This window comes from Streptomyces sp. NPDC001100, from assembly GCF_053598575.1.
The window spans coordinates 234,390-250,904 of the sequence record NZ_JBSFKO010000008.1; the positions used below are offsets into that span (position 1 = coordinate 234,390).

Sequence of the window (16,515 nt, forward strand, 5' to 3'; positions counted from 1 at the left end):
AAGCGTGACACTTCAGCGAAAAGCGGCACACTTTTTTGGGATCCCCCCTCCCCTCCACCCCATGACACGATCGACGGGTGAGCAGCACGACCGGCACCGTCGAGCGCGCCTTCGAGGCCGCCCTCTACTCCGACACCCACGACGCCCTCGACACGGGCGCCTCGATGCTCGCCGCCGACCCCGCGGCCGACGCCGAACTCGACCGGCGGGGGCGGGAGTTCGTGGCGGCAGCCTGGCGGCGCGGGTGGCAGCCCGCGGATGTCGTACGGCTGGTTCGGCGGGAGTTGGAGGACGTACACGTACGGCTGCTGTCGGAGCTGATTCGCGCGCAGGCGCCCGACGACCGGGCGCGCGGGCCGCGTTGGTCCGCGCAGCTGGACGAACTGGCCGCCACCGCGAAGCCCGCCCGCACCGACCGCTTCACGCACGCCACCACCGTGCTGGAGCTGTACCGGCTGCTGCTGCGGCTGCCGGGTCTGGAACCGCTGGACGAGCCGAGGCGGCGGCGCGACGGCGGGCGGCCCGCCTCCCGCATGCTCACCCGGATCCGCGCGCTGCTCGCGAAGGCGGAGGCGACCGGGTTCCCGGAGGAGGCGGAGGCGCTGAGCGCCAAGGCGCAGGAGCTGATGGCGCGGCACAGCATCGACGAGGCGCTGCTGGACGCGCAGGCGCCGGCGAAGGACGAGCCCGGCGCCTGCCGGATCGGGGTCGAGGCGCCGTACGAGCAGGCCAAGGCGGTGCTGCTGGACGCGGTCGCCGGGGCGAACCACTGCCGGGCGGTGTGGAACGAGGCCTTCGGTTTCTCGACCGTCGTCGGGTTCGAGGGGGACCTGGAGGTGGTCGAGCTGCTGTACACCTCGCTGCTGGTGCAGGCCACGACCGCGATGACGAGGGCGGAGGCGGCCCAGCGCGCGGGCGGGCGGCGGCGCACCAAGACCTTCCGGCAGTCCTTTCTCGCGGCCTACGCCCACCGCATCGGGACCCGGCTGACCGAGGCCGCCGGGACGCAGGTGACCGACGATCTGCTGCCGGTGCTCGCCACCCGCGAGGTCGCCGTCACCGGTCGGCTCGACGAGATGTTCCCGGAGACGACCACGACCCGCCTGCGCGGGGTCAGCGACGAGGCGGGCTGGACGGAGGGCGCCGAGGCGGCCGACCGGGCGCAGGTCAGGGCCCGGCCGCCGCTCACGTGACGGACGTCAGTCGCCGGCCTGGGTGAAGGCGCCGACCGAGGCGTCCGAGTCGCTCACGGAGGACTTGCCCTGGACGGGGCCGTACGACCACTTGTAGCTCATGGTGTCGCTGCTGCCGGGCAGTGTGATGACCAGCTTCGTGGCGGCCAGGCTCAGCTTGTCGCCCGCCTTGCCGCGGACGTAGGTGATGGTGAAGGACGCCGCGTCACCCTTGGCGAGCTTCAACTTCTGTGCCTTGGCGCCCTGTTGGGTGGCGAGGGCGACCTTGGTGCCGCCGCCCTCCAGGGAGGCGCCGGCGAAGCCGTCCAGGGTGCACGGCTTGCTCTGGTTGGTGAGCGAGACGGGCACCTCGCCCGTGTCGCCGGCGGACGGTGCGGTGCTGGCGGGACCGACCTGGACGGCGACTCCGTCGAAGGAGCAGGCCGAGCCGTTCTTGCCGTCGGAGGAGGAAGAGGACGAGCCGCTGCCGCCGCAGGCGGTCAGGAGCAGGGCCGACGCGACGGCGGTGACGGCGAGGGGAATGGTGCGCATGAGGGGATCATCCCGCACCCGGCGCCGGTCCGCCGACACGATCGGGACCGCGCTACGACCCGAGGCCCGTTGTGGGCAGTCCGGACGGGAGCTTTCCGCCCTCGGCCTTGGTGTACGTCTCCTTGCCGAGACTGCCCGACCAGGTGACCGAGAGACCCGACTTGCTGACGGAGCCGACCATTCCGGTCGCCCGGGTCGTGCTCTTGTCCGTGCACGTGAGGTGGATCATCTGCATGCCCGCCTCCTCACCGGCGGTCCCGCTGCAGATGCTCCCGCCGGTCGTGAACAGGGCGGCCTGCTTGCCGGTGACCACCAGCGCCACGGCCTTGCCGTCGGTCGTGGCCAGCCAGCTGCCCTGCAGGTCGTCGGAGGCGGCCGACGGGCTGCTGCCGGTGGAGCCCCCGGAGTCCGAGGTCACGCTTGAGGTCGCGGTCGGGGCCGAGGTCGCGGACGCGCTCGGCGTGGACGAGGAGTCGTCCTTGGAGTCGCCGCCGCTGCACGCGGTCAGGACGAGTGCGCCCGCCAGACCGGCGGCGGCTGCCGCGATCCGTACCGTCGACACCGTCGAAATCGCCGTAGTCACTGGTAGCTCCCAAGCTGTAGCCGGACGGCCGTCCGGTCGGCCTTGGCCGGACGACCGCAGCAAGCTACCAGTGACTACCAGGAGGATTTGCGGACGCCGGGTAGGTATCCGCTGTGAGCCTGCCCGCGCAGGTTCACCCGGGACAGCCCGAACGCGCGGAAGTACCCGCGGGGCCGCCCGTCTACCTGGTCGCGGTTGCGGACCCGGGTGGCGCTGGCATCGCGCGGCTGGCTCCGCAACTCCCGCTGGGCGGCGGCCCGTTCGGCCTCGGTCGAGCCGGGCCGCCGGATGATCTCCTTCAGCTCGGCCCGCCGCGCCGCGTACCGCGCGACGACCCGCTGCCGCTGCTCGTTCTTCGCGATCTTGCTCTTCTTGGCCATCAGATCCGCACCCCGCGGGCACGGATCCGGGCCACGGCCGCCTCGACGCCGATCGCGTCGACGGTCCTGATCCCCTTGGTGCTCAGTCGCAGCCGTACGTAACGGCCCTCGCCGGGCAGCCAGTAGCGCTTGGACTGGATGTTCGGGTCGAAGCGGCGCGGGGTGCGCCGGTGGGAGTGGGAGATGCGGTTGCCGAAGCCGGGCTGTGCGCCGGTCAGCATGCAGTGGGCGGACACGGGTGACGTACCTCTCCTCGATCGGGGCCGTAGCCGGTGCTGTTAATGGAATTCATTTTCAGTAAGGTATCAGCATGGCTCGCAACGAACTCCGCCCGGTCATCAAGCTCCGGTCCACCGCCGGCACCGGCTACACCTACGTGACCCGCAAGAACCGCCGCAACGACCCCGACCGCCTGACCCTGCGCAAGTACGACCCGGTCGCCCGCCGCCACGTCGACTTCCGAGAGGAGCGCTGACCGAGATGCGCGAGAACATCCACCCGCCCTACGGCCCCGTCGTCTTCCGGGACCGCGCCGCGAACCACGCCTTCCTCACCCGCTCGACGATGACGAGCGAGAAGACGATCGAGTGGGAGGACGGCAACACGTACCCCGTAGTGGACGTCGAGATTTCCGACGTCAGCCACCCCTTCTACACCGGCACCGCCCGCGTCCTGGACACGGCCGGCCGCGTGGAGCGCTTCGAGCGCCGGTACGGGAAGCAGGACTGACCGTGCCCCACCTCTCCGACCCCTCCGACCTCTCCGACCTCTCCGTCGCGATCGTCGCCGGCCTGCACGCCGACGCCCGCAGAGCGACCGTCGCCCGACTCCTCCACGACGTCCCCGGCAGCGTCGTACTCCACCACGACCTCGCCACGGCCGCCGCGGGCACCGTCATCCGCACGATCAGGGACGCCACAGGCATCGTCTCCGCCGGTGAGACCCCCCTCGTCAACGACTGCGCGTGCTGCGCCCTGCGCGAGGACCTGGTCCCGGAGCTGCGCCGACTCGCGGCGACCGGTCAAGTCCCCCTGGCAATAGTCGAGTTGTGGGACTCGGTCGAGCCCAAGGCGATGGCCGAGGTGGTGGTCTCCGGCGGCCTCACGGTCACCGGCGTCATCACCGCCGTGGACCCGGCCCTGCTCCTGCCCTGCCTCGCCAACGGCGACGACCTCGCCGACGCCGGCCTCGCGGCGGCGGCCACGGACCAGCGCACCATCGCCGACACCTTCGCCCGCCAACTGGAGTACGCCCCCGTCCTCGCGATCCTCAACTCCGAGGAGCCCGACGACGAGGACCGCGAGCTGCTGGTGCAGTTGCATCCAACGGCCCTGCAAATACCCCTGGGGAAAGGTGACTTGGCGTCCCCCACCCGACCCGAACACGGCGACACGGACCCGGCCCGACCAGCGCCAGGCGACTCGGCGGGCTCTGCCTGCTCTACGCCCGGCGACCCGGCGGGCTACGCCCCGTCCGTGCGTGGTGACTTTGTGGATCCCGCCTGGCCCGTGGCGGACGACCCGACAGGCTCTGAGCTGCCCGCGCCCGGCGATCCAGCGGGCTCCGCCCCGTCCGTGCCCAGCGACTTGGCGGGCTCTGCCGGGTCTGGGTACGGCGATCCCGCGGGCTCTGCTCGGCCTGTGCGCGGCGGCTCGGCGTATCCCGCCTGGCCTGCGCCCGGCGACTTTGCGGACCCCGCCCGGCCCGCGCCTGGCGACGCGGCGGGCTCCGCCCCACCTGCGGCCGGCGACCCCAAGGGCTCCGCCCCGCCCGCGCCCGGCGACCCAGCCGGCTCCGCCCCGCCCCCGCGCAGCGAGTTGGCGCGCGTCGCCCTCGCCGGTTTCGATGTCGAGGCCGCTGCTGCCGCCCAGCATCCGGCCTGCGCTCTGCTCCCCGTCGAGGCCGATGCGTACGGGGTGAGTACCTTCGTCTGGCACCGGTGCCGGCCCTTCCACCCGGAGCGGCTGTACGCGGCGCTGGAGGAGTTGACCTGCGCGGCGGCCCGCAGCCGGGGGCGGTTCTGGCTCGCCGACAAACCCGACACGCTGCTCCACTGGGACGCGGCCGGCGGCGCCCTGTGCGTGGAGGGCGCGGGGCCGTGGCTCGCCTCATTGCCCGACGCCGCCTGGGAGTTGGTGCCGCCGGTGCGCCGCGCCGCCGCCGCGCTCGACTGGCACCCGGAGCACGGCGACCGCTGCCAGCACCTCGTCTTCACGTCCCCCGGCCTCGACCGCGACGGCCTCGAACGGCTGCTGGAGCACTGCCTGTTGACCGACGCCGAGTACGCCGCCGGCCGCGCCGCCTGGAAACGCCTGCCGCCCGCCTTCGACACCCTCCTGGAGATCTGACCGTGCCCCGCAAGCCCGAGCGCAAGACAGCCAAGTCCCGCCGCAACCCCCTGGACGCGGCCGGAGTGACGTACATCGACTACAAGGACACCGACCTGCTGCGGAAGTTCGTCTCCGACCGCGGCAAGATCCGCAGCCGCCGGGTCACGGGTGTGAACGCCCAGCAGCAAAGGCAGTTGGCCGCCGCGATCAAGAACGCCCGCGAGATGGCATTGTTGCCCTACGCCACGCGATAGCCGTTCCCTCCCGGAACACGAGGGCCCCGTCGCGCGTCTTCACTAGTGCATGTCCTGTGAGGAAGTACATGTCCCGCCAGGACTGGGGCAGATGCTGGAACGGCATCGGTAAAGCAGTCGTCAAAGCTGTAACCGGAGGAGCACCCCGCGTGCACGTGCATCTGCCCATGCATCTGCACATGAACAGGGCTATGATCCGGAACAGTTGACCACTGCATCAATGGCCACACCAGCCAGTGCACAACCGGGAGCGACCTGTGGACCACCGCGTTGACAGCGTGTACTTGGGGTTCGACGTGTACAACGGCATGGCTGCCACGCAGCTGGACGGAGTGGCCTGGCAGAAGAGCAGGCACAGCAACTCGCAGGGCTCCTGCGTGGAGTTCGCGCGACTGCCCGGCGGCGACGTCGCGGTGCGCAACTCCCGCTTCCCCGACGGTCCCGCGCTCGTCTACACGCGCGCCGAGATCGAGGCGATGCTCCTGGGCATCAAGGACGGCGAGTTCGACCACCTGATAGCGGGATAACGGTCACCGCAGGACATCAGGGTCACAACGCGCGTAGAACCGCGGCGCCAGGATGCGCCGCGGTTCTCACGTGTCATCGCGCAGACAGTCCGGTTGCAGTCGGAACAGCGCCCAGACCACCTTGCCGTTGAGCGTGCCCGCCAGCGGGTGCCAGCCCCAGCCGTCGCTGAACGAGTCGACGAGGAACAGGCCGCGGCCCGACTCCGCCGAGAAGTCCTCCGAGTCGCGGGCGACGGGGCTGTCGTGACTGGGGTCGCGCACCGCGCACACCAGCCGCTCGGTCCACCGCATCAGATGCAGCCGCACGGGCGGCCCCTGCTCGGCCGTGCGCGGGGTGTTGGCCGGCAGCGCGTGCCGCAGCGCGTTGGTGACGAGTTCGGAGACCACCAGGCAGACGTCGTCGAAGCGGTCGGCCGTGTCCCACTGGTCGAGCGTGCGGCGGGTGAACTGCCGTGCCTCGCGCACCGCTTCGTAGCGGGCGGGCAGAGAACACGATGCGGCGCTGGACACGGTCGAGGGGTCCAGCGGCGGAAGGCCCTGCCGTAACGGCTCGAGCATGGTCGATCCATTCGTCCCCATGCGAGGCACTCCCGGGAATTCGCGGTCGTTGCGATGCAGCGGTGGCGCGAGACCATGGTTTCGGATGCGTAGGGCAGATGCAAGGGCAGATGCACGTGCAGCTGACCGAATTGGACCCTCCCGTACCGCTTGTTGGCCATTTTTTCCGCCAACTTCGCGCCGATCTCGGCCTCGGACCTTGCATCTTGCTGACGTCTTCCTGACAACTTCCTGTGAACAGGAACCTCTTCTTTCCATTTCTGTAATCGAACGAGTACTGCTCGAAGTGTTTTAGTGGCAGACTGCGGCCCCTGAAGACGGTTGGGGAGGCTGGCGAACGTGAGCGCGGGAGAGCCCGGATCGGTGGTGCGGCGGATGCTGCTCGGCTCGCAACTCAGGCGACTGCGGGAAGCACGTGGGATCACCCGCGAGGCCGCGGGGTACTCGATCCGTGCCTCCGAATCCAAGATCAGTCGCATGGAACTGGGGCGAGTGAGCTTCAAGACGCGGGATGTAGAGGACCTGTTGACGTTGTACGGCATCACGGACGAGGCGGAGCGCATCTCGCTCCTCTCCCTCGCCAAGGAGGCCAACGTAGCGGGCTGGTGGCACAGTTACTCCGACGTCCTGCCCAGTTGGTTCCCCACTTATGTGGGCCTGGAGGGCGCCGCCTCGCTCATCCGCGCCTACGAGGTGCAGTTCGTGCACGGACTGCTGCAGACCGAGGCCTACGCCCGCGCGGTCGTCCGGCGCGGCATGAAGGGCGCGAGCGAGGCCGACGTCGAGCGGCGCGTGGCGTTGCGCCTGGAGCGGCAGAAGTACCTGGTGAACGAGAACGCCCCGGACTTCCACATCGTCCTGGACGAGGCCGCCCTGCGCCGCCCCTACGGCGACCGCGAGGTGATGCGCGGTCAGCTCCAGCATCTGATCGACGTCTCCGAACACCCCAACGTCCGGCTGCAGATCATGCCGTTCGGCTTCGGCGGCCACTCCGGGGAGTCCGGCGCCTTCACGATCCTCTCCTTCCCGGAGTCCGACCTCTCCGACGTCGTCTACCTGGAGCAGCTCACCAGCGCGCTGTATCTCGACAAGGCCGAGGACGTGGCCCAGTACGAGAAGGCGCTGAAGGAGCTCCAGCAGGACAGTCCGGGCCCGGACGAGAGCCGGGATCTTCTCCGGGGACTCCTCCAACTCTCTTGAAACACAAGTACGATGACGTGTGATCAGACCGTGATGATCGATGATCGGGTCTGCTGTTGATCGTGTCTGCTAGCGATTGAGGGATCACACATGTCGTCCTACTTCACCGACCTGGCTCAGCAGTACATCGACGGTGAATGGCGCCCGGGCACCGGCTCCTGGGACATCATCGACTTCAACCCGTACGACGGCGAGAAGCTGGCCTCGATCACGATCGCCACGGTCGACGAGGTCGACGAGGCCTACAAGGCCGCCGCCCGGGCCCAGAAGACGTGGGCCGCGACCAACCCCTATGCCCGCCGTGCAGTGTTCGAGAAGGCCCTGCGGATCATCGAGGACCGCGAGCAGGAGATCGCCGAGGTGATCGTCGCCGAACTCGGCGGCACGTTCCTGAAGGCCGGCTTCGAACTGCACCTCGCCAAGGAGTTCCTGCGCGAGGCGATCCATCTCGCGCTGCGCCCCGAGGGCAGGATCATCCCCTCGCCGGTCGACGGCAAGGAGAACCGCGTCTACAGCGTCCCGGTGGGCGTGGTCGGCGTGATCAGCCCCTTCAACTTCCCGCTGCTGCTCTCCCTCAAGTCGGTCGCTCCCGCACTGGCGTTGGGCAACGGCGTGGTCCTCAAGCCGCACCAGAACACCCCGATAGTCGGCGGCTCCCTGGTCGCGAAGATCTTCGAGGACGCGGGCCTGCCGGGCGGTCTGCTCAACGTCGTCATCACCGACATCGCGGAGATCGGCGACGCCTTCATCGAGCACCCGATCCCGAAGGTCATCTCCTTCACCGGCTCCGACAAGGTCGGCCGCCATGTCGCGACCGTCTGCGCCTCGCACTTCAAGCGCTCGGTCCTCGAACTCGGCGGCAACAGCGCCCTCGTGGTCCTCGACGACGCCGACATCGACTACGCGGTCGACGCGGCGGTCTTCAGCCGCTACGTCCACCAGGGCCAGGTCTGCATGGCCGCGAACCGGGTCCTCGTCGACCGCTCGATCGCCGGCGAGTTCACCGAGAAGTTCGTCGCCAAGGTCAAGTCGCTCAAGGTCGGCGACCCGCGCGACCCGGGGACCGTGATCGGCCCGGTCATCAACTCCTCGCAGGCGGACGCCCTTTCGGGTGTCGTCGAGCAGGCGATCGCGGAAGGCGCGACGGCCCTGGTCCACGGCACGGCCAACGACAACCTGGTCTCGCCCTCGGTCCTCACCGGCCTCCCCGCCGACTCGGAACTGCTCCGCCAGGAGGTCTTCGGCCCGGTCGCCTTCCTCATCCCGTTCGACGGCGAGGAGGAGGCGGTGGGCATCGTCAACGACACGCCGTACGGGCTGAGCGGTGCCGTCCACACCGGTGACATCGAGCGGGGCGTCGCCTTCGCCAAACAGATCGACACGGGCATGTTCCACGTCAACGACGGCACCGTCCACGACGAGCCCATCGTCCCCTTCGGCGGTGAGAAGTCCTCCGGCCTCGGCCGCCTCAACGGCGACACGATGCTGGACTCGTTCACCACCCTGAAGTGGATCTCGGTGCAGCACGGGCGGAGCGGGTTCCCGTTCTGATGCGTCCTTCCTGAGTACGTCGCCGTGAGCCGGGCCATTGAGGACAGGATCTGACCTCAATGGCCCGTAGCTTCGTCGGTGTCGGGCAGGGGGACGGGCCTCCTGCCGGCACCGGCGAAAGGCGAAGGCCATGGTCACGCATGTGGCGGCAGAGGCGCGGGGCGACGAGCGCGGGGCACTGCTCGCGTTCATCGCGGAGCAGCGGGGCGGCATCCGCCGGGCGTTGCTCGGGCTGACGGAGGAACAGGCCGCGAGCAGGCCCAGCGCGAGTGAGCTGTCCCTTTCCGGCCTGCTCAAGCACGTCGCCGAGGTCGAGCAGGGCTGGATCGCGCGGGCCAAGCAGGAGCCGCCGGCCATCCAGCGGGACCAGACCAACTGGCACGAGACGTTCCAGCTCGTCGACGGCGAGACCGTCGAGTCGCAGCTCGCCCACTGGGAGAAGGTCGCCGCCGAGACCGAGGCGTACATCCGCTCGGTGCCGAGTCTGGACGACACCTTCCCGCTCCCGGACCAGCCCTGGTTCCCGCCGGAGGGCCGGGTCTCCGTGCGCTGGGTCTGCCTGCACCTGATCCGAGAGACGGCCCGGCACGCCGGCCACGCCGACATCATCCGTGAGTCCCTCGACGGCGCCACCGCGTTCGAGCTGGTCGCGAAGGAGCAGGGCACGAGCCGGGGCTGACCTGCCGGGTCCTACGCTGGCACCATGTCAGCGATCCGTCTCCTCGTGCTCGGCGCCGTGCGCCAGCACGGGCGGGCCCACGGCTACCAGGTGCGCAACGACCTCGAATACTGGGGTGCCCACGAGTGGTCCAACGCCAAGCCCGGCTCGATCTACCACGCGCTCAAGCAACTGGCCAAGCAGGGCCTCCTGCACGCCCACGAGATCGCGCCGTCCACGGCCGGGGGGCCGCCCCGCACCGAGTACGAGATCACCGACTGGGGCGCCGAGGAGTTCTTCCGGCTGCTGCGGGAGGCGTTGACGTCCTACGACCAGCAGATGGACGTCAAGTCCGCCGCCATCGGCTTCATCGTCGAGCTGCCGAGGGCCGAGGCGGTGGCCCTGCTCAAGGAGCGCACCCGGGGCATCGCCGAGTGGCGGGCCTCGGTCACCGAGCACTACATCCCCGAGGACGGCCCCGAACAGCTGGGCCACATCGGCGAGATCATGAACCTCTGGATCCACACCGCCGACGCGGAGGCCGCGTGGACCCAGGGGCTGATCGACCGCATCGAGGGCGGGGCGTACACCTTCGCGGGGGAGGGCGAGCCGTTCGTCGGCGTCCTGAAGGACGGCGAGGAGAACCCGTACGCGACAGGGGAGCGGCACCCTGGGGACACTCGCTAATCAAGTTTGACTAATGCCCGTCCGGGGTTGTACCTTCGTGGCGTTCGCATGGGTAGTCAAACTTGACTAGTGGAGGGTGCTCGCGTGGCCGACATGGCGATCAGTGTCGAGGGCGCACACAAGACGTACGGGGGGAGGAAGGGCAAGGACGCGAAGGGCGCCAAGAAGGCGCTCGACGGACTCGACCTGCGGGTCGAGCGCGGCACCGTGCACGGCGTGCTCGGGCCCAACGGTGCCGGCAAGACCACCCTGGTGCGCATTCTGTCCACCCTGCTGCGGCCCGACTCCGGGCGAGTGGAAGTGGCCGGGTACGACGTGCTGACCGAGGCGCGCGCGGTTCGGTTCCGTATCGGTCTGCTCGGTCAACACGCCGCTCTGGACGAGGAGTTGGGTGGTCGACAGAACCTGGAGATGTTCGCCCGTCTCCATCATCTCGGCGCCCGCCGCGCGCGTGTGCGGGCCGACGAACTCCTGGAGCGGTTCGACCTCGGCGACACCGGCCGCAAGCCTGTCCGCGCCTACAGCGGCGGCATGCGCCGCCGTCTGGACCTGGCGGCGTCGCTCGTCACCGAACCGGAGATCCTCTTCCTGGACGAGCCGACGACCGGCCTCGATCCGCGCGGGCGGGCCGAGGTGTGGTCGGCGGTCCGGTCCCTTGTCGGCGGTGGTACGACGGTTCTGCTCACCACCCAGTACCTGGAGGAGGCCGACCAACTCGCCGGGCGCATCTCGGTGGTCGACCGGGGCCGGGTCATCGCCGACGGCTCCCCGGACGAGCTGAAGTCCCGCACGGGCGGTGACCGTATCGACGTCGTCCTGCGTGACGCGGGTCAACTGGGCGCCGCCGTCGCTCTGTTGCCCGTCTCCGAGGTCGGCGTCTCCGTGGATGTCGACCGCCGGCTGCTCAGCGCTCCGGTCACCGACCGGATGACGGCGCTCTCCGGGGTCGTACGGGCGCTGGAGGAGGCCGGGATCGACGCCGAGGACGTCGCTTTGCGGCGGCCGACTCTGGACGAGGTGTTCCTGCATCTCACGGGAGCGGAGAAGGAGGCCGCGTGAGCGCGTATGTCCTGACGGATTCCCTGACCATGACCCGGCGTGAACTCGCCCACTGGACGCGGCAGCCCGTGCGGGTCGTGGTGAGTCTCGTCTTTCCGGTGATGCTGCTGCTGATGTTCGGCTATCTGATCGGCGGTGGGCGGGCGGTCGAGGGGGCGTACGTCGACTATCTGGTCCCGGGGATGCTCGCGTTGACCATGGCGTTCGGTCTGGAGGGCACGATGGTCGCTGTCACCCAGGACCTCAACAAGGGCGTGATCGACCGGTTCCGGTCCATGCCCATGGCCGACGAAGCGGTTCTGGTGGGGCGTTCGGCCGCGGACATGCTTCAGTCGGCGATCGGGCTGCTCGTGCTGATCGGGGTCGGGCTGGCGCTGGGCTGGCGTCCGCAGGGTGGGGCCGGGGGCTTCGCGGGGGCCGTGGGGCTGCTGTTGCTCTTTCGGTTCGCCATGCTGTGGGTCGGCATTCAGCTGGCGCTGGTGGCGGGGCGGCCCGAGATGGTGCAGGCCGTGCAGATCCTGGTGTGGCCGGTCGGGTTTCTGTCCAACGCGCTTGCCACGCCTGCTGCCATGCCTGGCTGGCTGGGCACGGTCGTGCAGTGGAATCCGATGTCCCAGACCGCTACCGCGGTACGTGATCTCTTCGGCGGTCCTGGTGGGGAACCTGGGCATGTCTGGGCGGCTGTCGTGTGGCCGCTCGCGTTGTTGGCCGTGTTCTTTCCGCTCGCCGTACGGCGGTTCCGGGGGCTCGGGCGGTGAGTTCTGCGCGGGTGCGGGCGGACACCCCCCCGATACGGCACCTTCTCGCCGTACGCGGCCGACGGTTCGCTCGGCCCTCGGCCCTCGGCCGTCTCAGTGGTGGAAGCTCGTTGCCGCTCCCTTGTCGTGGGTCAGGGGGTACGGCTGGTTCCGCAGTTGGGGGAGTAGTTGTGTCAGGTCGTCCAGGAAGAGTTCGGCCAGGTCCGTGGAGAAGCCGTTGCGGCAGACGATGCGGAGGACCGAGAGGTCCTCGCGGTTGGCCGGGAAGGTGTACGCCGGGACCAGCCAGCCGCGTTCGCGGAGGCGGCGGGAGACGTCGAAGACGTCGTAGGCGGTGACGTTCTGGTTGGTGGTGAAGGCGAAGACCGGCAACTCGTCGCCCCGGGTGAGGAGTTGGAAGTCGCCCAGGGCTTCGATGCGGTCCGCCAGGCCGCGGGCCACGTTGCGGGTGGACTGCTGTACGGCGCGGTAGCCCTCTCGGCCGAGGCGCAGGAACGTGTAGTACTGGGCCACCACTTGGGCGCCGGGGCGGGAGAAGTTGAGGGCGAAGGTGGGCATGTCGCCGCCCAAGTAGTTGACGCGGAAGACCAGTTCCTCCGGGAGGGCGTCCGCGTCGCGCCACAGGGCCCAGCCGACGCCCGGGTAGACCAGGCCGTACTTGTGCCCGGAGGTGTTGATCGAGGCCACGCGTGGGAGGCGGAAGTCCCAGACCAGGTCCTCGTCCAGGAAGGGGGCGACCATGGCGCCGGAGGCACCGTCCACGTGTACCGGGATGTCGAGGCCGGTGCGCTCCTGGAGGGCGTCGAGGGCGGCGCACAGGTCGGCGATCGGCTCGTAGGAGCCGTCGAAGGTGGAGCCGAGGATGCCTACGACGCCGATGGTGTTCTCGTCGCACAGCTCGGCCGCTGCTTGTGGGTCGAGGTGGAAACGGTCGCCCTCCATGGGTACTTGGCGGGCTTCGACCTCCCAGAAGTTGCAGAACTTCTCCCAGCAGACCTGGACGTTGACGCCCATCACCAGGTTCGGGCGGGCGGCCGGGTAGCGGTCCTTGTTGCGTTGCATCCAGCGGCGCTTCAGGGCCATTCCGGCGAGCATGCAGGCCTCGCTGGAACCGGTAGTGGAACAGCCGACGGCGGCCGAGGGGTCCGGCGCGTTCCACAGGTCGGCGAGCATCGCCACACAGCGGCGCTCCAACTCGGCCGTGCGCGGGTACTCGTCCTTGTCGATCATGTTCTTGTCCCGGCACTCCGCCATCAGGACGCCGGCTTCCGGCTCCATCCAGGTGGTGACGAAAGTCGCCAGGTTCAGCCGGGAGTTGCCGTCCAGCATCAGCTCGTCGTGGACCAGCTGGGCCGCCGTCATCGGCGGCAGCGGCGCGTCCGGGAGCCGGTGCTTGGGCGGCGCCTCGGTCATGCCGCCGACCGGATTGGCCTCCCCGTAGAAGGGGTTCACCGACATCGGGCGCTCTTCGGGCTGCTCGGGACCTTTGTGCAACGGCATGGGCGTGCCTCCGATAAGGATCAAAACAACCAACGGGTACTAGCGAACAGGAGTTCCGTCAGCCCGCAACTGCATCTGCGGCCTCCCGGTCACCAACAGCCAGGCCGGCAGCGAGCCGATGCAGAGCAGGGCGAGGATCGCCGGGGAGGCCACCAGGATCGCGGCCGTGAACAGGCTCAGCCAGCCCTGCCGGGTGATTGCCAGGAGCATGCCGAGCACGCCCGCGGCGACGCCCAGCGCCGGATGAACCGCCGGTACGACCGCATGGGCGAACAGGCCCAGGGCGACGCCGATGAACACCGACGGGAAGATGCGCCCGCCCCGGAAGCCGCAGGACGTGGCGACGAGCATCGCGGCCAGTTTCACCACCGTCATCGTCGCGAACTGCCCCGCCGACCAGCCCTCGGGATCGGCCGCCAGGGTCCCGATCTGGTCCAGCCCCTTGAAGAGCGTCAGCTGACCACCCACGGCCGCCAGAAGGCCCAGGACCAGTCCACCGGCGGGAAGCGCCAGCATGGGGTGCCCGAGCCGGGAGAAGGCGCTGTGGACGTACGGGAACACGTAGACGGCGGCCATCCCCAGCAGCGCGGCCAGCGGTGCCAGCACCAGGACGGCCAGCAGGTCGCCCCAGCCGGGCCGGCCGAGCGGGGGCAGATGCAGGTCGAAGGTCGGATGGGCCACCAGGGTGGTCGTCATGGCGCCCACCCCGGCCGCGGTGAGCGGCGCGAACACGTTGTCCCACAGGGCGCCCTTGGTCTGCCGTCCGGCCAGCGCCTCGGAGATGAGCAGTGCCGCCGCCACCGGCGTCCCGAACAGCGCCCCGATCGTCGCCGACTCGGCCAGCGCCCCCCATGCCCCGCCCGGTACCCGGGGCGCCAGCCTGCGTCCGGCCCACAGCGTGAGTGCCACGTTCACGGCGATGATCGGGTTCTCGGGCCCGAGACTCGGTCCGCCCGCGAGCATCAGCGCGGTCGCCAGCAGCAGGCCCGGCAGCACGACGGGCGGCAGTGCCACGGCCTCCAGCCCGATGGTGGCCGGATCGGGACCGGCGTGCCCGGGGGCCTTCCACACCACGAGCCCGACCGCGATGCCGGTGGCCGTCAGCATGACGAGCATCCACAGCACCGAGTAGCGGCCGATGCCCAGGGCGTCCGGCAGGTTGTTCCACAGCACGTGCTGGAGCTGCTCGGCCGCCGCGCTCACGCCGATGAACAGCAGGCTCGCGAGCACGCCCACGACCACAGCGGGGACGATCGACGGCAGCAGGGCGCGCGCCGGGGTCGTAGGGGCAACGGGTGCCTGTCGCGCGCTGTCCTGGGCCACGCGATCACCATAAGCGGGCAAAACAGACCCAACATCTTGAGGCCGACCATCTTGGGACCGTGGGGCCTGCGGGGCTTGCACCTGACGTGGCGTGAGGCCGCACCGTGGAGCGCGGACAGAGAAAGGAGCGGAAGTGAGCCACTCCGTAGGACAGGACTCCTACTCCGTGGGGCAGGTCGCCGGATTCGCCGGGGTCACCGTGCGCACGCTGCACCACTACGACGACATCGGGCTGCTCGTCCCGAGCGGGCGCAGTCACGCGGGTCACCGCCGCTACGGCGACGCCGACCTCGACCGGCTGCAGCAGATCCTGTTCTACCGGGAACTCGGCTTCCCCCTCGACGAGGTCGCGGCCCTGCTCGACGACCCGGAGACGGACCCGCGCGCACATCTGCGCCGCCAGCACGAGCTGCTGACCGCCCGGATCGAGAAGCTCCAGAAGATGGCCGAGGCCGTGGAACACGCCATGGAGGCACGCACGATGGGCATCAACCTCACCCCCGAGGAACGCTTCGAGGTCTTCGGCGACAAGGACCCCGAGCAGTACGCCGAAGAGGCCGAACAGCGCTGGGGCGGCACCGAGGCCTACGCCGAGTCACAGCGCCGCGCCGCCCGCTACACCAAGGCCGACTGGAAACGCCTCCAGGCGGAGGTCGACGACTGGAGCGAGCGCTACGCCACCCTGGTGACCGCCGGCGAACCGGCCACCTCCGAGGCGGCCCTGGACCTGGCCGAGGAACACAGGCTCCACATCGACCGGTGGTTCTACGCGTGCTCCTACGAGACGCACGTCTGCCTCGCCGGGATGTACGTCTCCGACGAGCGCTTCAAGGCGTTCTACGACTCCATGGCCCCGGGGCTGGCCGAGCACCTCCGGGACGCGATCCTCGCGAACGCGTCCCGGCACACCTCCTAGGGGCCCGGCCCGGGCGTACCCGCTACACCCGGGCCAGCACCACCGCCGTCCCGTAGGCGCACACCTCGGTGCCCACGTCCGCCGCCTCGGTCACGTCGAAGCGGAACGCCAGGACGCCGTTGGCGCCACGCGCGCGTGCCTGCTCGACGAGCCGCTCCATGGCCTGGTTGCGGGTCTGCACGAGGGTCTTGGTGAGCCCCTTCAGCTCACCGCCGACCATCGACTTCAGACCGGCGCCGATCTGGCTGCCGAGATGCCGTGAGCGCACGGTCAGCCCGAACACCTCGCCGATCACCTGCTCGACCCGGTACCCCGGAACGTCGTTCGTCGTCACGACCAGCACATCGGCCTGCGGCCCCTGGCCGCCGCCGTACTCTTCGATACCCATGGCTCACAGCTTTGTCCTACGAGATGCACAGTGCATCCTGGAGACACCGGTGGAACCTGGGGCGGACACATCGCGTTGATAGCTTTGTGCGGCTGTACCTGGACGCTGGCACCTCCCTC

At 69.8% G+C, this 16,515-nt stretch carries 21 protein-coding genes; 13 read left to right on the forward strand and 8 right to left on the reverse strand.

Annotated elements, in window-relative coordinates; genetic code table 11:
- Positions 1-77 precede the first annotated feature (77 nt).
- Positions 78-1,193 (forward strand): DUF2786 domain-containing protein, encoded by a 1,116-nt coding sequence (locus ACWDEW_RS14515; RefSeq protein WP_450512791.1) that lies wholly within the window; start codon positions 78-80, stop codon positions 1,191-1,193.
- 6 nt (positions 1,194-1,199) lie between these two features.
- On the opposite strand, the gene ACWDEW_RS14520 is transcribed toward ACWDEW_RS14515, so the two are convergent.
- The 4 genes from ACWDEW_RS14520 to rpmB all read right to left on the reverse strand — a co-directional run bounded on the left by ACWDEW_RS14520 (position 1,200) and on the right by rpmB (position 2,923).
- A complete protein-coding gene (locus ACWDEW_RS14520; RefSeq protein WP_450512793.1) occupies positions 1,200-1,724 on the reverse strand; it encodes a DUF4232 domain-containing protein in 525 nt (174 codons plus the stop codon).
- Positions 1,725-1,776: 52 nt separating this feature from the next.
- Positions 1,777-2,307 (reverse strand): hypothetical protein, encoded by a 531-nt coding sequence (locus tag ACWDEW_RS14525; RefSeq protein WP_450512795.1) that lies wholly within the window; start codon positions 2,305-2,307, stop codon positions 1,777-1,779.
- 74 nt (positions 2,308-2,381) lie between these two features.
- Positions 2,382-2,687 carry a 30S ribosomal protein S14 gene (rpsN, locus tag ACWDEW_RS14530; protein ID WP_401944888.1) on the reverse strand — a complete coding sequence of 102 codons (306 nt, stop codon included), beginning with the start codon at positions 2,685-2,687 and terminating at the stop codon, positions 2,382-2,384.
- Positions 2,687-2,923 carry a 50S ribosomal protein L28 gene (gene rpmB / locus ACWDEW_RS14535; protein ID WP_019070242.1) on the reverse strand — a complete coding sequence of 79 codons (237 nt, stop codon included), beginning with the start codon at positions 2,921-2,923 and terminating at the stop codon, positions 2,687-2,689. The genes rpsN and rpmB overlap by 1 nt, the downstream gene beginning before the upstream one ends.
- A gap of 74 nt (positions 2,924-2,997) precedes the next feature.
- Between rpmB and rpmG the strand changes: the two genes are divergently transcribed.
- The 5 genes from rpmG to ACWDEW_RS14560 all read left to right on the forward strand — a co-directional run bounded on the left by rpmG (position 2,998) and on the right by ACWDEW_RS14560 (position 5,798).
- Positions 2,998-3,162, forward strand: a complete 165-nt coding sequence (gene rpmG, locus ACWDEW_RS14540; protein WP_019070241.1) for a 50S ribosomal protein L33 — start codon at positions 2,998-3,000, stop codon at positions 3,160-3,162.
- Positions 3,163-3,167: 5 nt separating this feature from the next.
- Positions 3,168-3,416 (forward strand): type B 50S ribosomal protein L31, encoded by a 249-nt coding sequence (locus ACWDEW_RS14545; protein ID WP_450512798.1) that lies wholly within the window; start codon positions 3,168-3,170, stop codon positions 3,414-3,416.
- Positions 3,417-3,418: 2 nt separating this feature from the next.
- Positions 3,419-5,035 (forward strand): GTP-binding protein, encoded by a 1,617-nt coding sequence (locus ACWDEW_RS14550; RefSeq protein WP_450512800.1) that lies wholly within the window; start codon positions 3,419-3,421, stop codon positions 5,033-5,035.
- A 2-nt stretch (positions 5,036-5,037) separates the two neighbouring features.
- Positions 5,038-5,271, forward strand: coding sequence for a 30S ribosomal protein S18 (gene rpsR / locus ACWDEW_RS14555; RefSeq protein WP_019070238.1), 234 nt, complete (start codon positions 5,038-5,040; stop codon positions 5,269-5,271).
- A gap of 308 nt (positions 5,272-5,579) precedes the next feature.
- Complete coding sequence (locus ACWDEW_RS14560) at positions 5,580-5,798, forward strand: DUF397 domain-containing protein (RefSeq protein WP_051105974.1); 219 nt, start codon at positions 5,580-5,582, stop codon at positions 5,796-5,798.
- Positions 5,799-5,864: 66 nt separating this feature from the next.
- Here the strand turns inward: ACWDEW_RS14560 and ACWDEW_RS14565 are convergent, their stop codons facing one another.
- Positions 5,865-6,377 (reverse strand): ATP-binding protein, encoded by a 513-nt coding sequence (locus ACWDEW_RS14565; protein ID WP_450512802.1) that lies wholly within the window; start codon positions 6,375-6,377, stop codon positions 5,865-5,867.
- Between the two features lie 354 nt (positions 6,378-6,731).
- On the opposite strand from ACWDEW_RS14565, the gene ACWDEW_RS14570 reads away from it, so the two are divergent.
- From ACWDEW_RS14570 to ACWDEW_RS14595, 6 genes are all read left to right on the forward strand, one after another.
- Positions 6,732-7,556, forward strand: coding sequence for a helix-turn-helix domain-containing protein (locus ACWDEW_RS14570; protein WP_051105973.1), 825 nt, complete (start codon positions 6,732-6,734; stop codon positions 7,554-7,556).
- Between the two features lie 90 nt (positions 7,557-7,646).
- Positions 7,647-9,107: an aldehyde dehydrogenase family protein gene (locus tag ACWDEW_RS14575; protein ID WP_450512803.1), complete on the forward strand. Its 1,461-nt coding sequence runs from the start codon at positions 7,647-7,649 to the stop codon at positions 9,105-9,107.
- A gap of 130 nt (positions 9,108-9,237) precedes the next feature.
- Complete coding sequence (locus ACWDEW_RS14580; protein WP_450512804.1) at positions 9,238-9,786, forward strand: DinB family protein; 549 nt, start codon at positions 9,238-9,240, stop codon at positions 9,784-9,786.
- A gap of 24 nt (positions 9,787-9,810) precedes the next feature.
- Positions 9,811-10,452 (forward strand): PadR family transcriptional regulator, encoded by a 642-nt coding sequence (locus ACWDEW_RS14585; protein ID WP_450512806.1) that lies wholly within the window; start codon positions 9,811-9,813, stop codon positions 10,450-10,452.
- Between the two features lie 84 nt (positions 10,453-10,536).
- The gene (locus tag ACWDEW_RS14590; RefSeq protein ID WP_450512808.1) at positions 10,537-11,511 is read left to right on the forward strand and encodes an ATP-binding cassette domain-containing protein; all 975 of its coding nucleotides are present in this window, start codon (positions 10,537-10,539) and stop codon (positions 11,509-11,511) included.
- A complete protein-coding gene (locus ACWDEW_RS14595) occupies positions 11,508-12,269 on the forward strand; it encodes an ABC transporter permease (protein WP_450512810.1) in 762 nt (253 codons plus the stop codon). Before ACWDEW_RS14590 ends, ACWDEW_RS14595 begins: the two co-directional genes overlap by 4 nt.
- A 93-nt stretch (positions 12,270-12,362) precedes the next feature.
- On the opposite strand, the gene ACWDEW_RS14600 is transcribed toward ACWDEW_RS14595, so the two are convergent.
- Complete coding sequence (locus tag ACWDEW_RS14600) at positions 12,363-13,769, reverse strand: glutamate decarboxylase (protein WP_450512812.1); 1,407 nt, start codon at positions 13,767-13,769, stop codon at positions 12,363-12,365.
- 39 nt (positions 13,770-13,808) lie between these two features.
- The gene (locus ACWDEW_RS14605) at positions 13,809-15,092 is read right to left on the reverse strand and encodes an ion channel protein (protein ID WP_450512814.1); all 1,284 of its coding nucleotides are present in this window, start codon (positions 15,090-15,092) and stop codon (positions 13,809-13,811) included.
- 133 nt (positions 15,093-15,225) lie between these two features.
- Here ACWDEW_RS14605 and ACWDEW_RS14610 point away from each other — a divergent pair, with 133 nt between their 5' ends.
- Entirely contained in the window at positions 15,226-16,008 is a 783-nt protein-coding gene (locus ACWDEW_RS14610; protein WP_450512816.1) for a MerR family transcriptional regulator, read from the forward strand.
- Positions 16,009-16,030: 22 nt separating this feature from the next.
- On the opposite strand, the gene ACWDEW_RS14615 is transcribed toward ACWDEW_RS14610, so the two are convergent.
- A complete protein-coding gene (locus ACWDEW_RS14615) occupies positions 16,031-16,396 on the reverse strand; it encodes a YbjQ family protein (RefSeq protein WP_093627544.1) in 366 nt (121 codons plus the stop codon).
- Positions 16,397-16,515: the final 119 nt, after the last annotated feature.